The following is a 20,306-nucleotide window of genomic DNA, read 5'->3' on the forward strand; positions in this document are numbered from 1 at the left end:
TGCGGGCGGCTACCGTGAACGGCATGGCTGCCCGCACCGCTCGTTCATCCGCCAAGGACCGGCCGTCCTACCGCTGCACCGACTGCGGCTGGACGACCGCCAAGTGGCTCGGCCGCTGTCCCGAATGCCAGGCCTGGGGCACCGTGGAGGAGATGGGCACGCCCGCCGTGCGGACCACCGCCGCCGGCCGGGTCTCGACCGCCGCGCTGCCGATCGCGCAGGTCGACGGCCGGACCGCGACCGCCCGCAGCACCGGCGTGGACGAGCTGGACCGCGTCCTCGGCGGCGGGCTCGTGCCCGGCGCCGTCGTCCTGCTCGCCGGCGAGCCCGGTGTCGGCAAGTCGACCCTGCTGCTGGACGTCGCGGCGAAGGCGGCCAGCGACGAGCACCGCACGCTGTACGTGACGGGCGAGGAGTCGGCCAGCCAGGTGCGCCTGCGGGCCGACCGGATCAACGCCCTCAGCGATCACCTCTATCTCGCCGCCGAGACCGATCTGTCCGCCGTCCTCGGGCATCTCGACGCCGTGAAGCCCTCCCTGCTGATCCTGGACTCCGTACAGACCGTCGCCTCCCCCGAGATCGACGGCGCGCCCGGCGGCATGGCCCAGGTGCGCGAGGTGGCCGGAGCGCTGATCCGGGCCTCCAAGGAGCGCGGGATGTCCACCCTCCTCGTCGGCCACGTGACCAAGGACGGGGCCATCGCCGGTCCCCGCCTGCTGGAGCACCTCGTCGACGTGGTGCTGAGCTTCGAGGGCGACCGGCACGCCCGGCTGCGGCTGGTGCGCGGCATCAAGAACCGGTACGGGGCCACCGACGAGGTCGGCTGCTTCGAACTGCACGACGAGGGGATCACCGGGCTCGCCGACCCGAGCGGGCTGTTCCTGACCCGGCGGGCCGAGGCCGTTCCGGGCACCTGCCTGACGGTGACTCTGGAGGGGAAGCGCCCGCTGGTCGCCGAGGTGCAGGCGCTGACCGTGGACTCCCAGATCCCCTCCCCCCGGCGCACGACCTCGGGCCTGGAGACCTCGCGTGTGTCGATGATGCTGGCGGTGCTGGAGCAGCGCGGCCGGATCACGGCGCTCGGCAAGCGCGACATCTACAGCGCCACCGTGGGCGGGGTGAAGCTGACCGAGCCGGCCGCCGACCTGGCGATCGCGCTCGCGCTGGCCTCCGCCGCCAGTGACGTGCCGCTGCCGAAGAACCTCGTCGCGATCGGTGAGGTCGGCCTGGCCGGCGAGGTGCGGCGGGTGACCGGCGTGCAGCGGCGGCTCGCGGAGGCGCACCGGCTGGGATTCACGCACGCGCTGGTCCCGGCGGATCCGGGGAAGGTGCCGGCCGGGATGAAGGTCATCGAGGTGGCCGACATGGGCGACGCGCTACGGGTGTTGCCGCGCGGCCGCTCCCGTACGCCGGCCAGGGAGCGGTCCGCGGAGTAGCCGACGCGGGGGAAGGACCGGGGGGCACAACCGGGGGACGATCCCCTGGTCAGGGGGGCCGTAGGGGGCCCGGCCGGGCCGTACCTGGCCAAGCCACGGCGGGGCCGTGGCGCGCGCCGGTAGACTTTGTGCTGGTCCGCCCGGCCGTACGCACGTCCTCGTGCCCGCGGCGCTGGGCGGCGCAACCCGCGACCGGAGGAGTGCAGTGGCAGCCAAGGACGGGGCAGCAGCATCCGGGAAGTCGGGCGCGAGCTCCAAGCAGGAGGCCATGATGCGCGCCTCGCTGAGCGCGGTCGCACCAGGTCAGCCGCTGCGTGACGGCTTGGAGCGGATCGTTCGCGGCAACACCGGCGGGCTCATCGTCCTCGGTATGGACAAGAGCGTCGAGGCCATGTGCACGGGCGGTTTCGTCCTGGACGTGGAGTTCACCGCGACCCGGCTGCGCGAGCTGTGCAAGCTCGACGGCGCGCTCATCCTCGACAAGGACATCACCAAGATCCTGCGGGCCGGTGTGCAGCTCGTGCCGGACGCGTCGATCCCGACGGAGGAGACGGGTACGCGGCACCGTACGGCCGACCGCGTCTCCAAGCAGTGCGGCTTCCCCGTGGTGTCGGTGTCCCAGTCGATGCGGCTGATCGCGCTGTACGTGGACGGGGAGCGGCGGGTCCTGGAGGAGTCCGGGGCGATCCTGTCGCGGGCGAACCAGGCGCTGGCCACGCTGGAGCGGTACAAGCTGCGCCTCGACGAGGTCGCGGGCACGCTGTCGGCGCTGGAGATCGAGGACCTGGTCACGGTGCGCGACGTGACGGCGGTCGCGCAGCGGCTGGAAATGGTCCGCCGGATCGCGACCGAGATCGCCGAGTACGTGGTCGAACTGGGCACGGACGGGCGACTGCTGTCGCTGCAGCTGGACGAGCTGACGGTCGGGATCGAGCAGGAGCGGGAGCTGGTCATCCGGGACTACGTGCCGGAGCCGACGGCGAAGCGTTCCCGCACGGTGGACGAGGCGCTGGCGGAGCTGGACGCGCTCACGCATCCGGAGCTGCTGGAGCTGGCGATCGTGGCGCGGGCGCTCGGGTACACGGGCTCGCCGGAGACGCTGGATTCGGCGGTGTCGCCGCGCGGGTACCGGCTGCTGGCGAAGGTGCCGCGACTGCCGGGCGCGATCATCGAGCGGCTCGTGGAACACTTCGGCGGGCTGCAGAAGCTGCTCGCCGCGAGCGTCGACGACCTGCAGACGGTGGACGGGGTGGGCGAGGCCCGCGCACGGAGCGTCCGTGAGGGCCTGTCCCGCCTGGCGGAGTCGTCCATCCTGGAACGCTACGTCTAGTGCTGTGACCGGCCGTCTCTTCCGGGGCCCGAACGCCGGCGGGGCCGGCATTCAGCCGCGCCGGCACGGGTCCGATCAGTCCTGCTTGAGGACGAACGAGGTGCGGGCCACCGGCATGCCCGGGGCCTTGACCTCGACCACGTAGGTGTCGGGTGCCGCGGACCCCGCCGGAGGCGACTGGCACTGGTCGGCCGCGCTGAACCTGCGGTCCCAGTCCAGCGACTGCTTCGTCTCACCCTGCGCCGGGAGGCGGAAGAAGGCGTTGCCCGCGCCCGTCGGGCAGTCCGCCGAGGACCAGACCGCCTTGCTGCTGCTCGCCTGAAGGATGGTCAGGACGGCCTGCTTCGGACCGAGGTCGATCTTGCAGGTGGTTCCGGAGGTGTTGCGGGCGACCAGTTCGAGGCGCGGCTTCTCGTTCGCCTCGTACTCGTTCTTCACGCTCTTGACCTCCCACTGCAGCGCTCCCGGCGCGCACGTGGGGAGCGGGGAGTCCGCCGGGACCGGAGCCGGGCCGCCCGCGGCGCCGCCGGAGCCGGAGCCCGAGCCGCCGTTCGAGCCCGTACCGCCGCCCGGTTCGCCGTTCTTGCCCGCGCCGCCCGTGTTGCCGCCTCCGGAGCCCGTGTTCCCGCCGCTGCCCGATTCGGGGCGCCCGCCGGGGGCCGCGCTGATCGCGGGGCCGGTGCCGGCCGGTCCCGGGGTGATCGAGGTGACGGGGTCGGGGCCGTCCTGGCCCTTTCCGTTCGTACTCGTCCTCCCCCCACCGGAACTGACGGTCCATACGGCGAGGAGTGCCAGGAGCGCGACGACGGAAGCCAGCACAGCCCTCCGTCGCCAGTAGATGGAGGAGGGGAGCGGCCCGACCGGATTGCGCAGAGATCCCACGGACGGAACTTTACGAGAGTTCGCGACCCGATCAGTGCCCCACATGCCGCGCAGAGGACTTGATTTGCCGATGATCATCCTGCGGGCGCAATCGGGGCGCCGAGATCCGGCCAAAGGGGTCGATGCGGAGATCGATCCGCTGTGAGTGCGTTCGGTGATCACGGGCCGGCTCCGGCCTCTGTCCCGCCCTCACCCATATCGCCCACCGGACACCCTCATGGGCGCAATCGGCCTCCATGATCTGGACGGCATGCGGGCTCCTCCCCTTCGGGGTGCTCCTTAGGGCCGCCTGGTGGCGCCCGCGTGGCCGGGGCGCCGCGCGGGCGGGTGGCGGACCGGCCGTCGTCCGGTTCACCGGCCCCGTTCCGGCGCGCCGGGGGAGGGGAAACGTGCCAGGATGCCGTCTGCCATGACTGCATCTCCCGATTCCTCCACGGCCGTATCCCCCGACTCCTCCCACGCGCTGCACTCCCCCGTCATCGCGTGGTTCGACGAGCACGCCCGCGACCTGCCCTGGCGCCGCCCCGAAGCCGGCCCCTGGGGGGTCATGGTCAGCGAGTTCATGCTCCAGCAGACGCCCGTCAGCCGGGTCCTGCCGGTCTACGAGCAGTGGCTCGCCCGGTGGCCCCGCCCCGCGGACCTGGCCACCGAGGCCCCCGGCGAAGCCGTACGGGCCTGGGGGCGGCTCGGCTACCCGCGCCGCGCGCTGCGGCTGCACGGGGCGGCCGTCGCGATAACGGACCGGCACGGGGGCGACGTACCGCGGGAGCACGCGCAGCTGATGGCGCTGCCCGGGATCGGCGAGTACACGGCGGCGGCCGTGGCCTCCTTCGCGTACGGGCAGCGGCACGCCGTCCTCGACACCAACGTCCGCCGGGTCTTCGCGCGGACCGCGACCGGGGTCGAGTACCCGCCGAACGCGACGACCGCCGCCGAACGGCGCCTCGCCCGGGACCTGCTGCCCGAGGATGATGCCACCGCGGCCCGCTGGGCGGCCGCCTCGATGGAGCTCGGGGCGCTGGTGTGCACCGCCAAGAGCCCCGACTGCGCGCGCTGTCCGGTGGCCGGGCTGTGCGCGTGGCGGCTCGCCGGGAAGCCGGCGCACGAGGGTCCGCCGCGGCGCGGGCAGACGTACGCCGGTACCGACCGGCAGGTGCGGGGCAAGCTCCTCGCCGTGCTCCGGGAGGCGGTGGGCGCGGTTCCGCAGGCGGTGCTCGACACGGTCTGGGACGAGCCGGTGCAGCGCGCCCGGGCGCTGGACGGGCTGGTGTCCGACGGGCTGGTGGAGCCCTTGGACGGGGGCTTCTACCGGCTGCCGCAGGCCCTCCCCCGGACCGTCCCGCAGGCCTGACCGAAGCTGACTCCGAGATTCCGCTTTCTGCCGGGAAACTCCAGCTCACGGGGGTTGTTACACAACCTATGGGTGTCCGTGCGCCCACCGAAGGCTGGCTCGCACAGGCCCGTGACAACCCCTCCGTACCTTCGAATCCGTAGGACACGGGGATGAGCGGTTGGACGGGTGGAGGCGGTCTCAGATGGCGCACGGTGAGGTACTCGGATTCGAGGAGTACGTACGCACCCGGCAGGACGCGCTGCTGCGCAGTGCCCGGCGCCTGGTCCCGGACCCCACCGATGCCCAGGACCTCCTGCAGACCGCGCTCGTACGCACCTACGGCCGCTGGGACGGCATCGCCGACAAGTCCCTGGCCGACGCCTATCTGCGCCGGGTCATGATCAACACCCGCACCGAGTGGTGGCGCGCCCGCAAGCTCGAAGAGGTCCCCACCGAGCAGCTCCCCGACGCCTCCGTCGAGGACGGCTCCGACCAGCGGGCCGACCGCGCCCTCCTCATGGACATCCTCAAGGTTCTCGCGCCCAAGCAGCGCAGCGTGGTCGTCCTGCGACACTGGGAGCAGATGAGCACCGAGGAGACGGCCGCGGCGCTCGGAATGTCGGCGGGAACCGTGAAGAGCACTCTGCACCGCGCGCTGGCCCGCCTCCGGCAGGAGCTGGAGAGCCGGGATCTGGACATGCGTGCGCTGGAGCGCGGTGACCACACCATGCAGTACGAGGGGCGTGAGCGGTGCGCGGCCTGAACGGCCAAGGTTTGTCCGGGGGTTCTCTGGTGCTGATGTCGGCGGGGACGGTCGTCCTCGTCGGCACAGCCGTGTTCGCGGTCGGGTGCGCCACGGGCGGCACCGGCCTGCGCGACGGCGGCCCGGCCCGCACCGAGGCCGTGGCCAAGGCCACGCCGTCGGGGCCCACCCCCGACGAATCCGTCCCGCCCTCGTCCGGCCGGCCGCTGAAGAAGGTCGACCCCGTCGGGCTGCTGATGAAGGACCCCAAGGTCAGCACCGAGGTCAAACGGGACCTCAAGCCCTGCTCGGGCAAGGAGTACCCGGTGGACGTGAGCTACGGGAAGATCACCGGCAGTCCCGTCGTGGACATCGTGGTGAACGTCCTGTCCTGCGCCGACGCCCTGGGCCGCGGAACGTACGTGTACCGGGCGGACGGAGACACGTACGAGAATGTGTTCTCGGACGAACAGCCACCCGTCTACGCGGAGATCGACCGGGGCGACCTGGTGGTCACGAAGCAGGTCTACGGAAAGAGCGACGCGCTCGCCTATCCGTCGGGCGAGGACGTGATCACGTACCGCTGGAACGGGGAGAAGTTCACCGAGCAGGACCGAGTTCACTCGGAGTACAGCAACGTGGTCGACGGCGGTGTCCAGCCCGCCCCGGTCACGAGTCAGAAGAACTGAGCACAGAAGAACCGAGGCGAGGCTCCCGCATGGCCGAGACCCATGTCCTGTTCGTGGAGGACGACGACGTCATCCGTGAGGCCACGACCCTGGCGCTGGAACGCGACGGGTTCGTGGTCACGGCCATGCCCGACGGCCTGTCCGGACTGGAGTCCTTCCGCGCGAACCGGCCCGACATCGCCCTGCTGGACGTGATGGTCCCGGGCATGGACGGCGTGAGCCTGTGCCGTCGCATCCGCGACGAGTCCACCGTCCCGGTGATCATGCTCTCCGCGCGCGCCGACTCCATCGACGTGGTGCTGGGCCTGGAGGCGGGCGCCGACGACTACGTCACCAAGCCCTTCGACGGGTCCGTGCTCGTGGCCCGGATCCGCGCGGTGCTGCGCCGCTTCGACCACTCCGGCGGCCCGCAGAACGGCGGAGCCAACGGGGCCGACAACGACTCGGACGCCGAGCGCGGGGTCCTCTCCTTCGGCGACCTGGAGGTGGACACCGAGGGCATGGAGGTCCGCCGGGCGGGCGCCGCCGTGGCCCTGACCCCGACCGAGATGCGGCTGCTGCTGGAGTTCTCCTCCGCACCCGGCACCGTGCTGTCGCGCGACCGGCTGCTGGAGCGGGTCTGGGACTACGACTGGGGCGGCGACACCCGTGTCGTGGACGTCCACGTCCAGCGGCTGCGCACCAAAATCGGACAGGACCGCATCGAAACGGTCCGGGGCTTCGGATACAAACTCAAGGCATGAGACGGTTCACCTTCCGCACGGGGATCCGCTGGAAGATCACCGTCGCCATCGCCTCCGTGGGCGTCCTCGTCACGATCGCGCTGAGCCTGGTGGTGCACAGTGCTGCCCGCGTGTCGATGCTGGAGAGCGCCCGCGAGGTGCAGCTGGAGCGCGTGCAGTTCATCTCCCGCAATGCCGACGCCGGGCGCAAGCCGCCCATGGGGGCCAAGCTCAACGATCCCGAACTGCCCGCCGAACTGCGGCACAAGGCGCAGTCGGGCCGGCGCGGGACCTACATCCAGGAGCGGCCGGGCGGGGGGCTGCCCGAGGTGTGGGCCGCCGTACCGCTCGGGAACGGGATGGTGCTGTCGCTGCACACGCCGTTCCGGGAGAGCACCAATCTGCTCCCCGACCTGGACCGGGCCCTGCTCATCGGCGGGCTGTCCGCCGTGATCGGCGGCTCGGCGCTCGGCGTGCTCATCGGCGGGCAGATCTCGCGCCGGCTGCGCAAGGCCGCGGCCGCTTCGCAGCGGGTGGCGCACGGCGATCCCGACGTACGCGTCCGGGACGCGGTCGGCGGTGTCGTGCGGGACGAGACGGACGACCTGGCGCGGGCCGTGGACGCCATGGCGGACGCCCTCCAGCAGCGGCTGGAGGCCGAGCGGCGGGTGACCGCGGACATCGCGCACGAGCTGCGGACCCCGGTGACGGGCCTGCTCACGGCGGCGGAACTGCTGCCTCCGGGGCGGCCGACGGAGCTGGTGCGGGACCGGGCCCAGGCCCTGCGCGCGCTGGTCGAGGACGTGCTGGAGGTGGCCCGGCTGGACAGCGCGTCGGAGCGGGCGGAGCTCCAGGACGTGGCGCTGGGCGAGTTCGTGAGCCGGCGGGTGGCGTCGCTGATGCCGGAGGCGACCGTACGGGTCGTCGCGGACGAGATCGTCAGCACCGACCCGCGCCGCCTGGAGCGGATCCTGGGGAACCTGCTGGCCAACGCCGCGCGTTACGGGCAGCCGCCGGTCCAGGTCGACGTCGAGGGCCGGGTCGTACGGGTCCGGGACCACGGGCCGGGCTTCCCCGAGGCACTGCTGCGCGAGGGGCCGAGCCGCTTCCGCACCGGGTCGACGGACCGCGCGGGCGTGGGGCACGGGCTGGGGCTGACCATCGCGGAGGGCCAGGCGCGGGTCCTGGGCGCCCGCCTGACCTTCCGTAACGTGGCCGCCCGGGGCGGCTCGGAGCGTGCGGGCGCGGCGGCGGGTGCGGTGGCGGTCCTGTGGCTGCCGGAGCACGCGCCGACGGCGACGGGCAGCTTCCCGATCCTCAAGCTGCCGCAGGGCTGAACCGGGGCGGGTGGGGCGGACGGGTACCGGGCCGTATCCGCCCCGGGGTCCGTGACTTAGCATCCAGTGACATGACCGACGGTACGAATCCCCCGAGCCACCCGCAGCCCGAATCCGCCCCCGGGAGCGGCGGATACGGGTTCCCGCCGGGACCGCCCGCGCAGGACGGCTACGGCTACCCGACCACGTCCGGCGGCTACGGCTATCCGCAGACGGGACAGCAGCCGAACCCGTACCAGCAGGACGCGGGGGGCGGCCAGTGGCCGCCGTCCCAGCAGGACGCGGGCGGCGGCGAGTGGCCGCCGTCCCAGCCGGGCTTCACGAGGCTGGCCGGTCCGGACCTCCCCGGCGCCTCGCAGCAGCCGGACTGGGAGGCCATGGCCGACCGCTCCGCGGCCGAGCGGCGCAAGAAGCGGCTGTGGATGCTGGGCGGCGCGGTGACCGTACTGGCGCTGCTGGCCGGCGGCGGAACGTTCTTCCTGCTGGGCGGCAACGAGGACGGACAGGACGCGCAGCCCGCGAACTCGGCCTCCGCCTCGCCCGAGCCGGAGGATGCGAAGGGGCCTGCCGCCTACACCGCGACCGTCGCGGGTGACGACACCCTGCTGCGCGACAGCTACGGCAGCATGGGGATCCGGCTCGGCCCGGACCTCAAGGTCGGCCCGCTGGGCAAGCGCTTCCAGGTCGTAGGCAAGGGCACCGGGAACTCGTGGGGGCAGTCCGCCGAGCCGGTCGTGGACGTGACCAAGAGCTTCACCGTCACGGCCCGCGCCTACAACTCCGCCGCCAAGGGCTCGCGGATCATCATGAGCCAGGGCGACGGGGAGTCGTTCTCCTTCGAGCTGGGCGTGAACGAGGTGAACGGCAAGCAGGCCTGGATCTTCCGCGTGCAGACGGGCGACAAGGGCGCCGCGGCCACCACGCGGACGGTCACCGCCGAGGGGCTTGAGATGCTGAAGACGCCCACGCTGCTGATGGCCACCTACGACGCCGAGAAGAAGGCCATCGCGCTCTACGTGGACGGCAAGAAGGCCGGCGAGACTCCGGTGCCGCCGATCTGGCAGGCCCCCGGTCCCCTCCAGCTCGGCCGGTCCAAGCACCACAACATCTGGACCGGTCCGTGGCAGGGCGCCCTGCACAACATCAAGACCTACGACATGGCCTTCACGGCGGAGCAGGCCGCCGCGTACAAGGAGGGGAAGCTCGAACCATCGCCGAAGCCGACCCATGCCTGGCTGCTCACCTGATCGGTGAGCAGGGCGGGTCGGCCGGTACGACGGGTGCCGCGGGCGCCGCGGATGCGGCGGGTACGGCGGGTACGGCGGGTGCTGCGGGTACTGCGGTCGGGACGGGTCAGACGGTGACGCCGTTGGTGCGCAGGAAGGCGACCGGGTTGACGGCCGAGCCGTAGTTCGGGGTGGTGCGGATCTCGAAGTGCAGGTGCGGGCCGCTGGAGTTGCCGGTGTTGCCCGACAGGGCGATCCGCTGCGAGGCGTTGACCTTCTGGCCGATCTTGACCTGGATCTTCGAGAGGTGCGCGTACTGCGAGTACGTGGCGTTGGCGTGCTTGATCACGATGGCATTGCCGTACGCGGGGCCGTCGCCGCCGCCGTTCGGGCCCGCCTTGACGACGACGCCGGCGGCCGCGGCCTTGACCGGGGTGCCGACCGGGACGGCGAAGTCCTGGCCGGAGTGCTTGTGGGACCACATGTTGCCGCCCTTGCCGAAGGTCGCGGACAGCGTGTACTTCTCCAGCGGCTTGTCCCAGAGACCGGCCTTCGAGGCGCCCGCGGCACCGGCGGCGCCGGCCGCCTTCGCGGTGACGGCGGTCTGCGGGGCGTCTGCGAACGCGGCGGTCGTGCCCGCCCCGAGGGCCAGCACGGCACCGAGAGCGGTGGTGCCGACAGCGATACGGGTACGACGGGTGTAGACGCGCTTCGCGAACATGTGCAGACCTCCGGGGCCGGGGACAAGGGGGGTTTCACACCTGTAAGAGGCATGAAGTGACCCGGCACGATCGAGCGAGTGCCGGGTTGGCTCATCTTTGGTAACCCGCGCCCCGGGACTTCCCCAAATGTCCCGATTACTAGCGGAACTCGTAGCGGCCCCCGTGTGACGCGCCCCGTTGACGGCCTCCCTCCAGGGACGAAGGTCCCGCAGCAGAGCCTTTTGGATCTACGAAACGACCTAGTACGTCCGATTTGTCTTGTGCGGCTTGTCACCGGGCCCCGCCGCCGTCTGAGGCCCAGGTCACAGGGGGTGTCCTGTCGATCAGGGCGGATCAGGGAGCGGTGGTCGGCAAGACACCCCTAGGCTCCGATGCCGTGGACGCATCGGTGGTGGGGATCCGGCTGGCCTCGGGGGTCGTGGCACCCCTCGTCAGGAAGCTCTTCCGGCAGGAGGGGGCGGGCGCGGGGCTGGTGGACCGGCCGCACCGCATCTCCTCCTACGTGGCGTGGCGCGAGAAACGCGAGCTCCACGCCACCGACCTGCGCAAACTCGCCGACCACCTGGTGAAGGAGGCGTTAGAGGCCCCCGGGGAACGCCCCCTGCCCCCCGGCGAGGAGGCGGGCGTGTCCGCCGCGCTCGCCGCCACCCTGTACGCGCTGGGCGACCTCACCCTCTCCGACGTGGATGCCGTCCGCCTCGGCCCGCAGGCCTTCGCCCGGAAGCTCCGGGCCGTCGGCCCGCACCCCGGGCTCTCCCGGGACGCCGAGCTCTTCCACGCCCGCCTGGTGGACCTGGCCTGTCTGCACATCCTGAACTTCTTCACCCAGCGCTCCACCTTCGTGGCGGCGACCCTGGTCGAACAGAGCCGACTGCATGCCGAGACCATCGCCAAGGTGGACGAGCTGCTGACCCGCCTGCCCCGCCAGGACGGCCGGGACACCGCCTTCGAGACCCGCTACCTGGACTATCTGGCCCGGCGCCACAGCACCCTCACCATCTTCGGCCTGGACCTGGCCCCCGGCTCCTCCCGCTGGCCGCTGGACGCGGCGTACGTGAGCCTGGAGGTCTCCACCACCCCCGGAGCCGGTGCAGAGGCCGGGGCAAGGGCCGGCGAGCTCCCCGCCCCCTACTCCCCGCCCGCCGACCGGCTCCTCGACGAGCACCACCGCGTCCTGCTGCGCGGCGAGGCCGGATCCGGCAAGACCACCCTCATCCAGCGGCTGGCCGTCTCCGCCGCCCGGGACCACGCCGACGGGCTCGTCCCCTACGTCCTGCCCCTGCGCACCCTCACCCGGCACGGCGAGCGGCTCCCCGCGCCCCGCGACTTCCTCTCCGGCACCCCGCTGGCCGGGGAGGCCCCCGAGGGCTGGGAGGGCCGCGTCCTGCGCGACGGGCGCGCCCTGCTGCTGGTCGACGGCATCGACGAGATCCCGGAGGCCGAGCGGGACCGCGCCCGGGACTGGCTGGCCGACCTGATCACCGCCTACCCGGGCAACCGCTGGCTGGTCACCTCACGGCCCTCGGCGGTCCGGCAGGACTGGCTGGCCGAGGTGGACTTCTCCGAGGTGACGCTGGCGCCGATGAGCCAGGCGAACGTACGGGCCTTCATCGAGCGCTGGCACGCGGCCGCGGACCATGCCCCGGCGGAGTACCAGGAGCAGCTGCTGGACTCCGTCGCCAAGAAGCCGGACCTGGCCCGGCTCGCCACCAACCCGCTGCTGTGCGGCCTGATCTGCGCGCTGCACCGGGAGCGCCGGGGGTTCCTCCCCTCGGGCCGCAAGGAGCTGTACGCCGCCGCGCTGTCGATGCTGCTGGACCGCCGCGACCGCGAACGGGGGGTGCGCCTGCCGTACCTGGCCGAGGAGCCCCAGCTCCAGCTGCTCCAGCGGCTCGCGTACTGGCTGATCCGCAACGGCCGCACCGAGCTGGACCGCTCCCGGGCCGAGGCGCTGATCGCGGACGCGCTGCCCGCCGTACCGGCCGCCGGCGCCCTCGGCGACGCACGGGCCGTGTTCGCGCACTTCCTGGAGCGCACCGGCCTGCTGCGGGCGCCGACGGTGGACACGGTCCAGTTCGTCCACCGCACCTTCCAGGACTTCCTGGGGGCCCGGGCGGCCCTGGACGAGGGCAGCCTCGGCGAGCTGACCGGCCACGCGGACGACGACCAGTGGGAGGACGTCATCCGCATGGCGGTGGCCCAGGGCCGACCCCGCGAGCGCACCGAGATCATCAGGGGCCTGCTCGCCCGGGACTCGCAGCGGTCGGTCCTGCTCGCCCTGGCCTGCCTGGGGTACGCGGCCGAACTCGATCCCGTACTGCGCGCGGAGGTCGAGCGGCAGGCGGGCCGGCTGATCCCGCCCACCAGCGTGGGCATGGCGCGCGAGCTGGGCCGGATCGGGCCGCTGGTCCTGGAACTGCTCCCGCCGCCGGAGCGGGCCCCCGCCGGTCCGGCGGCCCTGCACACGGTCCAGGCCGCGGGCGGGGTGCTGTCGGAGCTCGCGATCCCCTTCCTCGTCGGCTACACCGGCCACCCCTCCTACGAAGTCCGGGCGGAGCTGGCCAGGCTCTGGCCGCGCTTCGAAACGCGCCGGTACGCTGCGGAGGTCATCTCCCTGCTCCCTGCAGACCAGAACGTGACGGTCGTGTCAGACGCGGAGCTGGCCGCTCTGGCCGAGTTCTCGCCCCGCCGGGACCTGAACGTGGTCGGTGAGGTGACGGGCGAGGCCCTCGCCGGCTATCTGGGCGCGGTCCGGGCCCAGTACCTCGCCGTGCGCGGCAACGGCCTGCTCACGGACCTCGGCTTCCTGGAGGGCCAGGACGCCCTGCTCGCCATCGAGATCTCCCACTGCTCCGGGATCCGGGACCTGGAAGGGCTGATGGGGCTGCCGGTCCGGTCGGCCGTGCTCGACCTGCGCGGCGACCGCCTCCCCATCGGCCCCGTCCTCGCCGGGTGGACCTCCCTGCGCGGCCTCGTGCTCCGCGGCACCCACGCCAACTGGTCGCTGGACGGGTTCGCCCCCCGCGTCGAGCTGGACAGCGTGAACATCTACTCGGTGACGCCCGACGCCGCCGGACCCGTCGGTCTGTCCCGCCACCGCGGGCTCCGGTCCGTCTCGCTCGGGGGGTGCTGGGCCCCGCGACACCCGGCCGAGTGGCAGGAGCTCGCCCTGCTCACGAAGCTGACCGAGCTCGCCGTACCGGACGTGTCCCTCGATCTCCTCCCGGACGGCCTGCGCATGCCCTCGGTGGAGCAGCTCCACGTGCCCCGGAGCACGGGCCTGGGCCCGGAGATCACCCGCCGGCTGCCCACGGTCTTCCCCGGCCTGAGAACCGTGTCCGGGGATTTCGACGAGTCGGCCATCGGCGCGCTGCCCCCGCACATCCAGGTGACCCGTTCGTAAGGGCCGTCCAGCCGGAAAAAGGGGCGGCCCCGGGACTTTTTGGTCCCGGGGCCGCCCCTTGGTACTGATCCGCGCTTACGCGCCCTTCGACAGGTCCGGGCCGGAGCCCGTGGCCTCGATCGGGGGGAGGTCGGGCAGAGCCGACTTCTCCTCGCCGCGGAAGGTGAACTTGGCGTCCTCGCCCTCACCCTCCTTGCCGACGACCACGATCTGACCGGGACGCAGCTCGCCGAAGAGGATCTTCTCCGACAGCAGGTCCTCGATCTCGCGCTGGATGGTCCGGCGCAGCGGCCGGGCACCCATGATCGGGTCGTAGCCGCGCTTGGCGAGCAGGAGCTTCGCGTCACCGCTCAGCTCGATGCCCATGTCGCGGTCCTTGAGGCGCTCGTCGACCTTGGCGATCATGAGGTCGACGATCTGGATGATGTCTTCCTCGGTGAGCTGGTGGAAGACGACCGTGTCGTCGACACGGTTGAGGAACTCGGGCCGGAAGTGCTGCTTGAGCTCTTCGTTGACCTTCGCCTTCATCCGGTCGTATCCGGTCTTGGTGTCGCCCTGGGCGGCGAAGCCCAGGTTGAAGCCCTTCGAGATGTCCCGGGTACCCAGGTTGGTCGTCATGATGATGACCGTGTTCTTGAAGTCCACGACCCGGCCCTGGGAGTCGGTCAGGCGACCGTCCTCCAGGATCTGGAGAAGGGAATTGAAGATATCCGGGTGGGCCTTCTCGACCTCGTCGAAGAGGACGACGGAGAACGGCTTCCGGCGCACCTTCTCGGTGAGCTGGCCGCCCTCTTCGTAGCCCACGTAGCCGGGGGGCGAACCGAAGAGACGGGAAACCGTGTGCTTCTCGCTGAACTCCGACATGTCGAGGGAGATCAGCGCGTCCTCGTCGCCGAAGAGGAATTCGGCGAGCGTCTTGGAGAGCTCGGTCTTACCGACACCGGACGGACCGGCGAAGATGAACGAGCCACCCGGGCGCTTCGGGTCCTTCAGACCCGCACGGGTACGGCGGATCGCCTGGGAGAGCGCCTTGATGGCGTCCTTCTGGCCGATGACCCGACGGTGGAGCTCGTCCTCCATGCGGAGCAGTCGCGAGGACTCCTCCTCGGTGAGCTTGAAGACGGGAATGCCGGTCGCGGTCGCGAGGACTTCGGCGATGAGCTCGCCGTCGACCTCGGCGACGACGTCCATGTCGCCGGCCTTCCATTCCTTCTCGCGCTTGGTCTTCGCCGCCAGCAGCTGCTTCTCCTTGTCACGGAGAGACGCCGCCTTCTCGAAGTCCTGGGAGTCGATGGCCGACTCCTTGTCGCGGCGCACGCCCGCGATCTTCTCGTCGAACTCGCGGAGGTCCGGCGGCGCGGTCATCCGGCGGATGCGCATCCGGGAGCCGGCCTCGTCGATCAGGTCGATCGCCTTGTCCGGGAGGAAGCGGTCCGAGATGTACCGGTCCGCCAGCGTCGCCGCCTGGACGAGGGCCTCGTCCGTGATGGAGACGCGGTGGTGGGCCTCGTAGCGGTCGCGCAGGCCCTTGAGGATCTCGATCGTGTGGGGGAGGGAAGGCTCCGCCACCTGGATCGGCTGGAAGCGGCGCTCAAGGGCCGCGTCCTTCTCAAGGTGCTTGCGGTACTCGTCGAGCGTCGTGGCACCGATGGTCTGGAGCTCACCACGGGCCAGCATGGGCTTGAGGATGCTGGCGGCGTCGATCGCGCCCTCGGCGGCGCCCGCACCCACGAGGGTGTGGAGCTCGTCGATGAACAGGATGATGTCGCCGCGGGTGCGGATCTCCTTGAGCACCTTCTTCAGGCGCTCCTCGAAGTCACCGCGGTAGCGGGAACCCGCGACCAGGGCGCCGAGGTCAAGCGTGTAGAGGTGCTTGTCCTTCAGCGTCTCGGGAACCTCGCCCTTGACGATCGCCTGGGCCAGGCCCTCGACGACGGCGGTCTTGCCGACGCCGGGCTCGCCGATGAGGACCGGGTTGTTCTTCGTACGGCGGGACAGCACCTGCATGACCCGCTCGATCTCCTTCTCGCGCCCGATGACCGGGTCGAGCTTGGATTCGCGGGCCGCCTGGGTGAGGTTGCGGCCGAACTGGTCCAGGACGAGCGAGGTCGAGGGCGTGCCCTCGGCCGGGCCGCCGGCCGTGGCCGACTCCTTGCCTCCACCGGTGTAGCCGGAGAGCAGCTGGATGACCTGCTGCCGGACTCGGTTGAGATCGGCGCCCAGCTTCACGAGGACCTGGGCGGCGACACCCTCGCCCTCGCGGATCAGGCCGAGCAGGATGTGCTCGGTGCCGATGTAGTTGTGGCCGAGCTGGAGGGCCTCTCGGAGCGAAAGCTCCAGGACCTTCTTCGCCCGCGGGGTGAAGGGGATGTGGCCGGACGGGGCCTGCTGCCCCTGACCGATGATCTCCTCAACCTGCTGGCGAACAGCCTCGAGCGAAATCCCGAGGCTCTCCAGGGCCTTAGCGGCGACACCCTCACCCTCGTGGATCAAGCCCAGGAGGATGTGCTCGGTGCCGATGTAGTTGTGGTTGAGCATCCGGGCTTCTTCCTGAGCCAGGACGACAACCCGCCGCGCGCGGTCGGTGAACCTCTCGAACATCGTTTATCGCTCCTCAGAGCGGTCGGGCAGTTCGGGGTCGGTCCCCGCCCTGTCCTTCCGCATGCTAGTCCCGCGGGGCGGGACAGCTCATTCCAACTGCCGACATCCGTCCGCGGCTCACCCCTGCATCAGCGGGAAAACCGGCGTGAAGAGCCGACAACTGCTCCAACTCGATGGTGCGAGACGATGTTCCCGCAGGCCAGGCAGATACCCGTCATGCGTGTACGCCGACGGCGAACGGAAGCCCGTCAAATCAGCGTGTCGCCCCGATCCACTAGGAATGTCTTACCCGTAAGGACTGACACTCCATGCCGGTGCCACCGGTTCCCTCAGCTAAGGGCGAACACAGTTGCGTCCCGAATGCGGACTCCGGACTCCACGGATGTTTACGTTCCGCATGGCCGTGAGTGCGGTGTGTCACATCGAGCGTAACCCCGGGGCGTTTCGGAAGTTGCTCCGGACATGGCCGTAACCCTCCCGCCGCTCGCCCCGCCGACCGTGCCGTCGCCCCGCCCGGCGCCCGAGGAGGACGCGTACGCCTCCTGGTACGGGAGAGTGCTCGGCTGGACCGTCGTGGGCGGGCCGCCCGCCCAGCTCGCGACCGGCATCCGGTTCGACGTGCTGGAGCTGCCGTCCGACGCGGGGGCCGCACTGCTGCGCAGGCCGGTCGCCACGGGCCCGGTGGCCCTGATGGGGCGCCGGATGCGGTTCCTGGTGGCCGCGGGGAGCGCAGAGGAGCTCGACGGGCTGCTCGACTGGCTGGAGTGGGGCGGGGTCGCCCTCGATCTCGCCGCCCTGGGTGCGGGTGGCCGGATCACCGCCCCGGTGCCGCCGGGGCATTGCGTAGGGGACGGGAGTCCCCGGGGGGCCGCCGTGTGGCTACGGCCCCCCGAGCAGGGGTGCGAGGCACTTCTGCCTGCCCTGTCCGGTCCCGGACAGGGCGCCGGTCCCGGGCGGGTGAGCGCCGGGCCCGATCTCGTGCGCCTGGTCTCCGCGGCGGCGACGGAATGCCACCGCGCGCGGCTCCGGCGCCGTACGCCCCTGCGGAGCGCCGTGGCCGGGCCTCCCTCGCGGGCCGGCCGGGTCAGTCCCTGACGGGTCAGACCCGGTTTTCGTAGGCGTCGCGGATCTCCTGCGGAACGCGACCGCGGTCGTTGACGCTCATGCCCTGGGACTTCGCCCAGGCGCGGATCTCTGCGGTGTCCGGGTTGCCGGACGCCGCGGCCGTACGGCCCTTGGCGCGACCGGTGGACGCGCGGCCACCGGTACGGCGGCCGCCCTTGGTGTACGGGTCGAGCAGACCGCGGAGCTTTTCAGCGTTGGCGGTGGTGAGGTCGATCTCGTAGGTCTTGCCATCCAGAGCGAACGTCACCGTCTCGTCCGCCTCGCCACCGTCGAGGTCGTCGACAAGAAGGACCTGAACCTTCTGTGCCACCGGGATTTCCTTTCATCGAAAAGCAGTACGCGGAAAGGAAACCGCTTTTGCCTGGAAAACACAAACCCCCGGGGAGAGGTTCGAGACCGCAACAGGGCGGGAAACGTGCGCGATTCGGACATAGGCCACAGGTACGCGAGCGCCGGAAAAGCTGAGGCCATCGATCAGAGGTGCAGAAGCATCCGACTGTTGCCCAAGGTGTTCGGCTTCACTCGTTCGAGACCGAGGAACTCGGCGACACCCTCGTCATAGGAACGCAGCAGCTCCATGTAGACATCGGTCTTGACCGGGGTCTCGCCGATCTCGACGAAGCCGTGCTTCGCGAAGAACTCGACTTCGAAGGTGAGGCAGAAAACCCGGCTCACCCCGAGGGTACGGGCGGTACGCAACAACTGCTCCAGCACCTGATGCCCGACTCCGGCACCCTTCAAGCCCCGGTCGACGGCGAGAGTGCGCACTTCGGCGAGGTCTTCCCACATCACGTGGAGTGCGCCGCAGCCGACGACCTCGCCGTCGGACTCGCGTTCCGCGACCCAGAACTCCTGGATGTCCTCGTAAAGGACGACCGGAGCTTTGTCGAGCAGGATCCGCTGCTGCACGTACTGGTCGAGGAGGCGGCGCAGCGCGGGAACATCACGCGTCCGGGCACGGCGGATCGTCACTGTTTCTGCATGTGCAGTGGAAAACTCTCCCATGGCTGCGGACGTTATCGTCCCGGCTCCTGCGGGCGCTCGGCGGACTCCCCCTCGGCCACGGGCGGAGCGGGGGGTTCTGGGGCGGTGTCGGCGCCCGACTCGTCGTCGTACTGGACGACCCGCACGGCGTCGCGGAGGGCGTCCCGCTGTTCCGCGGACATCATGCCGAAGAAGGCCACCAGGGCGGCCGCGGGGTTGTCGCTCGTCGACCACGCTTCGTTCATCAGTGCGGCCGAGTAGGCGGCGCGGGTGGAGACCGCCGTATATCGATAGGCGCGGCCTTCGGCTTCCCGGCGGACCCAGCCCTTCTGATGAAGATTGTCCATAACGGTCATGACCGTGGTGTACGCGATGGACCGTTCCTGCTGGAGGTCTTCCAGTACTTCTCGCACGGTGACCGGGCGGTTCCACTGCCACACCCGTGTCATGACGGCGTCTTCGAGTTCTCCCAAGGGGCGAGGCACAGCAGCACGATAGTGCGGCTTGTGCGGAATTGCCCGACTATTCGCTCGGCAACGCGCAAGAAAATCGGGCGCACGGCCGGTGGAGCCGCACGCCCTGAGGGTTACTTCTGCTGCTGCTGGGCGGCCTCGGCCCGGGCGAGCACGGCGTCGACCGCCGCGTCCTCCTTGGCCTTGTTGGAACCGCCCTGGCTCTTCACGATCGTCATGACGAGAGCGATGAAGAACACGGCCATCACGAAGGGGGGCACGAGCGCGGAGACATAGTCCATGCCCCCCAGCGTAGCTACCCGGCGGCCCGCCCGGCCGCCGGGGGCGGGCTGGGCTTGCGGCGCGGCGGGAACACCTCACCAGGGGTCGGAATGGGCCGCTCCGGGCGCGGCGGCTCCTTGGGGTGCGGCGCCGGGCGGGCCGGCGGCTCGTCCTTCTCCTTGCCGCCGGCCAGGGCCAGCAGCCGGGTCCGGGGCGCGGGGGCGGTCGACAGCCGCCGCCGTACGGAGCGCTCCGCGACCGTCCGGACCCGTTCCAGCAGCGCGGCGGCGACCGGATTGGCGCGGAGCGCGCGCAGGGCGGCGAGGTCGTCGGGCTCCGGTTCGTACCCGGCGGCCAGGGCGTCCTGCAGCAGCTCCAGGTAGCCGGAGAGACTGCCGGGCAGGGCGCCGCGGTAGCGGGCGAGGTCCGCGAGGAGGAACGCTCTGAGCCGGCCCGCCTCCTGGACCGCTTCGTCCACCGACCGCGCGAGGCGCAGGCAGTCCTGGACCTCCTCGGCCGTCAGGGGGGCCGAGGAGGACTGAAGGGCGTGGGCGAGGAGGCGCCTGAGCAGGTGCAGCTCAGCGGCGCCGAACGCCATGCCGCCGCGGGATCCGTAGGGCGTGGGCATGGGCCGAAGATACGCGCTAATCGGACAAAATCCCCTGATCGCGCGTGCGGCGCGCTCGGCGGGTCCCTCAGCCGGTCTCTTTGACCGCGCGCAGGAATGCGGCCCAGGCGGCCTGGGTGGTGGCGAGCACGAGGTGGGCGGGGTCGGCGCGGTCGGCGACCTTGACGAGGGCTCCGGGGGCGGTGGCGACGTAGACGCAGGCGTCGCCCTCACTGCAGAACGAGGACTTACGCCACGCGGGCTGAGTGGTCATGGTGTCTCCTCCGGGCGCGGTGGCCGGTAATTGCCGTCAATGACGGTAACGCCGTGGCCGGGCTGCGCCGGCGGCTTTCGGGAATTCGGCGTTTCGCCCTTGCCTTCCGAGGGCGGTGCGGGTACCGCTGAGCTGGGCCTCTCCCCGCCCCGCCCTTTC

19 protein-coding genes are annotated in these 20,306 nt (G+C 71.3%); 10 read left to right on the forward strand and 9 right to left on the reverse strand.

Features of this window, described 5'->3' with window-relative positions:
- The first annotated feature begins 23 nt into the window (after positions 1-23).
- Together radA and disA are read left to right on the forward strand one after the other, a co-directional pair.
- Positions 24-1,436, forward strand: coding sequence for a DNA repair protein RadA (gene radA / locus ACZ4YL_RS29030; protein ID WP_390170987.1), 1,413 nt, complete (start codon positions 24-26; stop codon positions 1,434-1,436).
- Between the two features lie 205 nt (positions 1,437-1,641).
- Complete coding sequence (gene disA / locus ACZ4YL_RS29035) at positions 1,642-2,766, forward strand: DNA integrity scanning diadenylate cyclase DisA (protein ID WP_150258629.1); 1,125 nt, start codon at positions 1,642-1,644, stop codon at positions 2,764-2,766.
- 75 nt (positions 2,767-2,841) lie between these two features.
- Here the strand turns inward: disA and ACZ4YL_RS29040 are convergent, their stop codons facing one another.
- Positions 2,842-3,648, reverse strand: coding sequence for a hypothetical protein (locus ACZ4YL_RS29040; RefSeq protein ID WP_468120634.1), 807 nt, complete (start codon positions 3,646-3,648; stop codon positions 2,842-2,844).
- 409 nt (positions 3,649-4,057) lie between these two features.
- Between ACZ4YL_RS29040 and ACZ4YL_RS29045 the strand changes: the two genes are divergently transcribed.
- The 6 genes from ACZ4YL_RS29045 (at position 4,058) to ACZ4YL_RS29070 (ending at position 9,718) form a co-directional block, all read left to right on the forward strand.
- A complete protein-coding gene (locus ACZ4YL_RS29045; protein ID WP_468120636.1) occupies positions 4,058-4,999 on the forward strand; it encodes an HhH-GPD family protein in 942 nt (313 codons plus the stop codon).
- A 184-nt stretch (positions 5,000-5,183) separates the two neighbouring features.
- Positions 5,184-5,744 carry a SigE family RNA polymerase sigma factor gene (locus tag ACZ4YL_RS29050; protein ID WP_161294905.1) on the forward strand — a complete coding sequence of 187 codons (561 nt, stop codon included), beginning with the start codon at positions 5,184-5,186 and terminating at the stop codon, positions 5,742-5,744.
- A gap of 35 nt (positions 5,745-5,779) precedes the next feature.
- Positions 5,780-6,412: a hypothetical protein gene (locus tag ACZ4YL_RS29055; RefSeq protein ID WP_468120639.1), complete on the forward strand. Its 633-nt coding sequence runs from the start codon at positions 5,780-5,782 to the stop codon at positions 6,410-6,412.
- A 29-nt stretch (positions 6,413-6,441) separates the two neighbouring features.
- Positions 6,442-7,155 (forward strand): two-component system response regulator CseB, encoded by a 714-nt coding sequence (gene cseB, locus ACZ4YL_RS29060; protein ID WP_382549640.1) that lies wholly within the window; start codon positions 6,442-6,444, stop codon positions 7,153-7,155.
- Positions 7,152-8,471 (forward strand): two-component system sensor histidine kinase CseC, encoded by a 1,320-nt coding sequence (gene cseC, locus ACZ4YL_RS29065; RefSeq protein ID WP_468120641.1) that lies wholly within the window; start codon positions 7,152-7,154, stop codon positions 8,469-8,471. The genes cseB and cseC overlap by 4 nt, the downstream gene beginning before the upstream one ends.
- A 71-nt stretch (positions 8,472-8,542) precedes the next feature.
- Positions 8,543-9,718 (forward strand): LamG-like jellyroll fold domain-containing protein, encoded by a 1,176-nt coding sequence (locus ACZ4YL_RS29070; RefSeq protein WP_468120643.1) that lies wholly within the window; start codon positions 8,543-8,545, stop codon positions 9,716-9,718.
- 106 nt (positions 9,719-9,824) lie between these two features.
- On the opposite strand, the gene ACZ4YL_RS29075 is transcribed toward ACZ4YL_RS29070, so the two are convergent.
- A complete protein-coding gene (locus ACZ4YL_RS29075) occupies positions 9,825-10,418 on the reverse strand; it encodes a M23 family metallopeptidase (protein WP_468120644.1) in 594 nt (197 codons plus the stop codon).
- Positions 10,419-10,795: 377 nt separating this feature from the next.
- On the opposite strand from ACZ4YL_RS29075, the gene ACZ4YL_RS29080 reads away from it, so the two are divergent.
- Positions 10,796-13,822: an NACHT domain-containing protein gene (locus ACZ4YL_RS29080; RefSeq protein ID WP_468120646.1), complete on the forward strand. Its 3,027-nt coding sequence runs from the start codon at positions 10,796-10,798 to the stop codon at positions 13,820-13,822.
- Between the two features lie 75 nt (positions 13,823-13,897).
- Here ACZ4YL_RS29080 and ACZ4YL_RS29085 read toward each other — a convergent pair whose 3' ends face one another.
- On the reverse strand, positions 13,898-16,423 hold the full coding sequence (locus tag ACZ4YL_RS29085; protein WP_109778942.1) for an ATP-dependent Clp protease ATP-binding subunit: 2,526 nt from the start codon (positions 16,421-16,423) through the stop codon (positions 13,898-13,900).
- 462 nt (positions 16,424-16,885) lie between these two features.
- On the opposite strand from ACZ4YL_RS29085, the gene ACZ4YL_RS29090 reads away from it, so the two are divergent.
- Complete coding sequence (locus ACZ4YL_RS29090; protein ID WP_468120648.1) at positions 16,886-17,518, forward strand: SCO3374 family protein; 633 nt, start codon at positions 16,886-16,888, stop codon at positions 17,516-17,518.
- Positions 17,519-17,522: 4 nt separating this feature from the next.
- On the opposite strand, the gene ACZ4YL_RS29095 is transcribed toward ACZ4YL_RS29090, so the two are convergent.
- The 6 genes from ACZ4YL_RS29095 to ACZ4YL_RS29120 all read right to left on the reverse strand — a co-directional run bounded on the left by ACZ4YL_RS29095 (position 17,523) and on the right by ACZ4YL_RS29120 (position 20,147).
- Positions 17,523-17,858, reverse strand: a complete 336-nt coding sequence (locus tag ACZ4YL_RS29095) for a histone-like nucleoid-structuring protein Lsr2 (RefSeq protein WP_468120650.1) — start codon at positions 17,856-17,858, stop codon at positions 17,523-17,525.
- Between the two features lie 164 nt (positions 17,859-18,022).
- Entirely contained in the window at positions 18,023-18,553 is a 531-nt protein-coding gene (locus ACZ4YL_RS29100) for an amino-acid N-acetyltransferase (protein ID WP_468120652.1), read from the reverse strand.
- A gap of 11 nt (positions 18,554-18,564) precedes the next feature.
- Positions 18,565-19,017: a BlaI/MecI/CopY family transcriptional regulator gene (locus ACZ4YL_RS29105; protein ID WP_382549027.1), complete on the reverse strand. Its 453-nt coding sequence runs from the start codon at positions 19,015-19,017 to the stop codon at positions 18,565-18,567.
- A 101-nt stretch (positions 19,018-19,118) separates the two neighbouring features.
- Positions 19,119-19,286, reverse strand: coding sequence for a hypothetical protein (locus tag ACZ4YL_RS29110; protein ID WP_327383959.1), 168 nt, complete (start codon positions 19,284-19,286; stop codon positions 19,119-19,121).
- Between the two features lie 14 nt (positions 19,287-19,300).
- A complete protein-coding gene (locus ACZ4YL_RS29115) occupies positions 19,301-19,864 on the reverse strand; it encodes a hypothetical protein (protein ID WP_468120864.1) in 564 nt (187 codons plus the stop codon).
- 97 nt (positions 19,865-19,961) lie between these two features.
- Positions 19,962-20,147: a DUF397 domain-containing protein gene (locus ACZ4YL_RS29120; RefSeq protein WP_468120654.1), complete on the reverse strand. Its 186-nt coding sequence runs from the start codon at positions 20,145-20,147 to the stop codon at positions 19,962-19,964.
- Positions 20,148-20,306 lie beyond the last annotated feature (159 nt).

The organism is Streptomyces sp. NPDC030021 (assembly GCF_055574035.1).

What these genes read in the sequence shown, in the direction of transcription:
- ACZ4YL_RS29055 (WP_468120639.1), top strand. Translation starts at nt 5,780, where the DNA reads ATGTCGGCGGGGACGGTCGTCCTCGTCGGCACAGCCGTGTTCGCGGTC.
- ACZ4YL_RS29100 (WP_468120652.1), bottom strand. Translation starts at nt 18,553, where the DNA reads ATGGGAGAGTTTTCCACTGCACATGCAGAAACAGTGACGATCCGCCGT.
- ACZ4YL_RS29110 (WP_327383959.1), bottom strand. Translation starts at nt 19,286, where the DNA reads ATGGACTATGTCTCCGCGCTCGTGCCCCCCTTCGTGATGGCCGTGTTC.
- ACZ4YL_RS29075 (WP_468120644.1), bottom strand. Translation starts at nt 10,418, where the DNA reads ATGTTCGCGAAGCGCGTCTACACCCGTCGTACCCGTATCGCTGTCGGC.
- ACZ4YL_RS29045 (WP_468120636.1), top strand. Translation starts at nt 4,058, where the DNA reads ATGACTGCATCTCCCGATTCCTCCACGGCCGTATCCCCCGACTCCTCC.
- cseB (WP_382549640.1), top strand. Translation starts at nt 6,442, where the DNA reads ATGGCCGAGACCCATGTCCTGTTCGTGGAGGACGACGACGTCATCCGT.
- ACZ4YL_RS29070 (WP_468120643.1), top strand. Translation starts at nt 8,543, where the DNA reads ATGACCGACGGTACGAATCCCCCGAGCCACCCGCAGCCCGAATCCGCC.
- ACZ4YL_RS29115 (WP_468120864.1), bottom strand. Translation starts at nt 19,864, where the DNA reads ATGGCGTTCGGCGCCGCTGAGCTGCACCTGCTCAGGCGCCTCCTCGCC.
- ACZ4YL_RS29085 (WP_109778942.1), bottom strand. Translation starts at nt 16,423, where the DNA reads ATGTTCGAGAGGTTCACCGACCGCGCGCGGCGGGTTGTCGTCCTGGCT.
- cseC (WP_468120641.1), top strand. Translation starts at nt 7,152, where the DNA reads ATGAGACGGTTCACCTTCCGCACGGGGATCCGCTGGAAGATCACCGTC.
- ACZ4YL_RS29120 (WP_468120654.1), bottom strand. Translation starts at nt 20,147, where the DNA reads ATGACCACTCAGCCCGCGTGGCGTAAGTCCTCGTTCTGCAGTGAGGGC.
- ACZ4YL_RS29090 (WP_468120648.1), top strand. Translation starts at nt 16,886, where the DNA reads ATGGCCGTAACCCTCCCGCCGCTCGCCCCGCCGACCGTGCCGTCGCCC.
- radA (WP_390170987.1), top strand. Translation starts at nt 24, where the DNA reads ATGGCTGCCCGCACCGCTCGTTCATCCGCCAAGGACCGGCCGTCCTAC.
- ACZ4YL_RS29050 (WP_161294905.1), top strand. Translation starts at nt 5,184, where the DNA reads ATGGCGCACGGTGAGGTACTCGGATTCGAGGAGTACGTACGCACCCGG.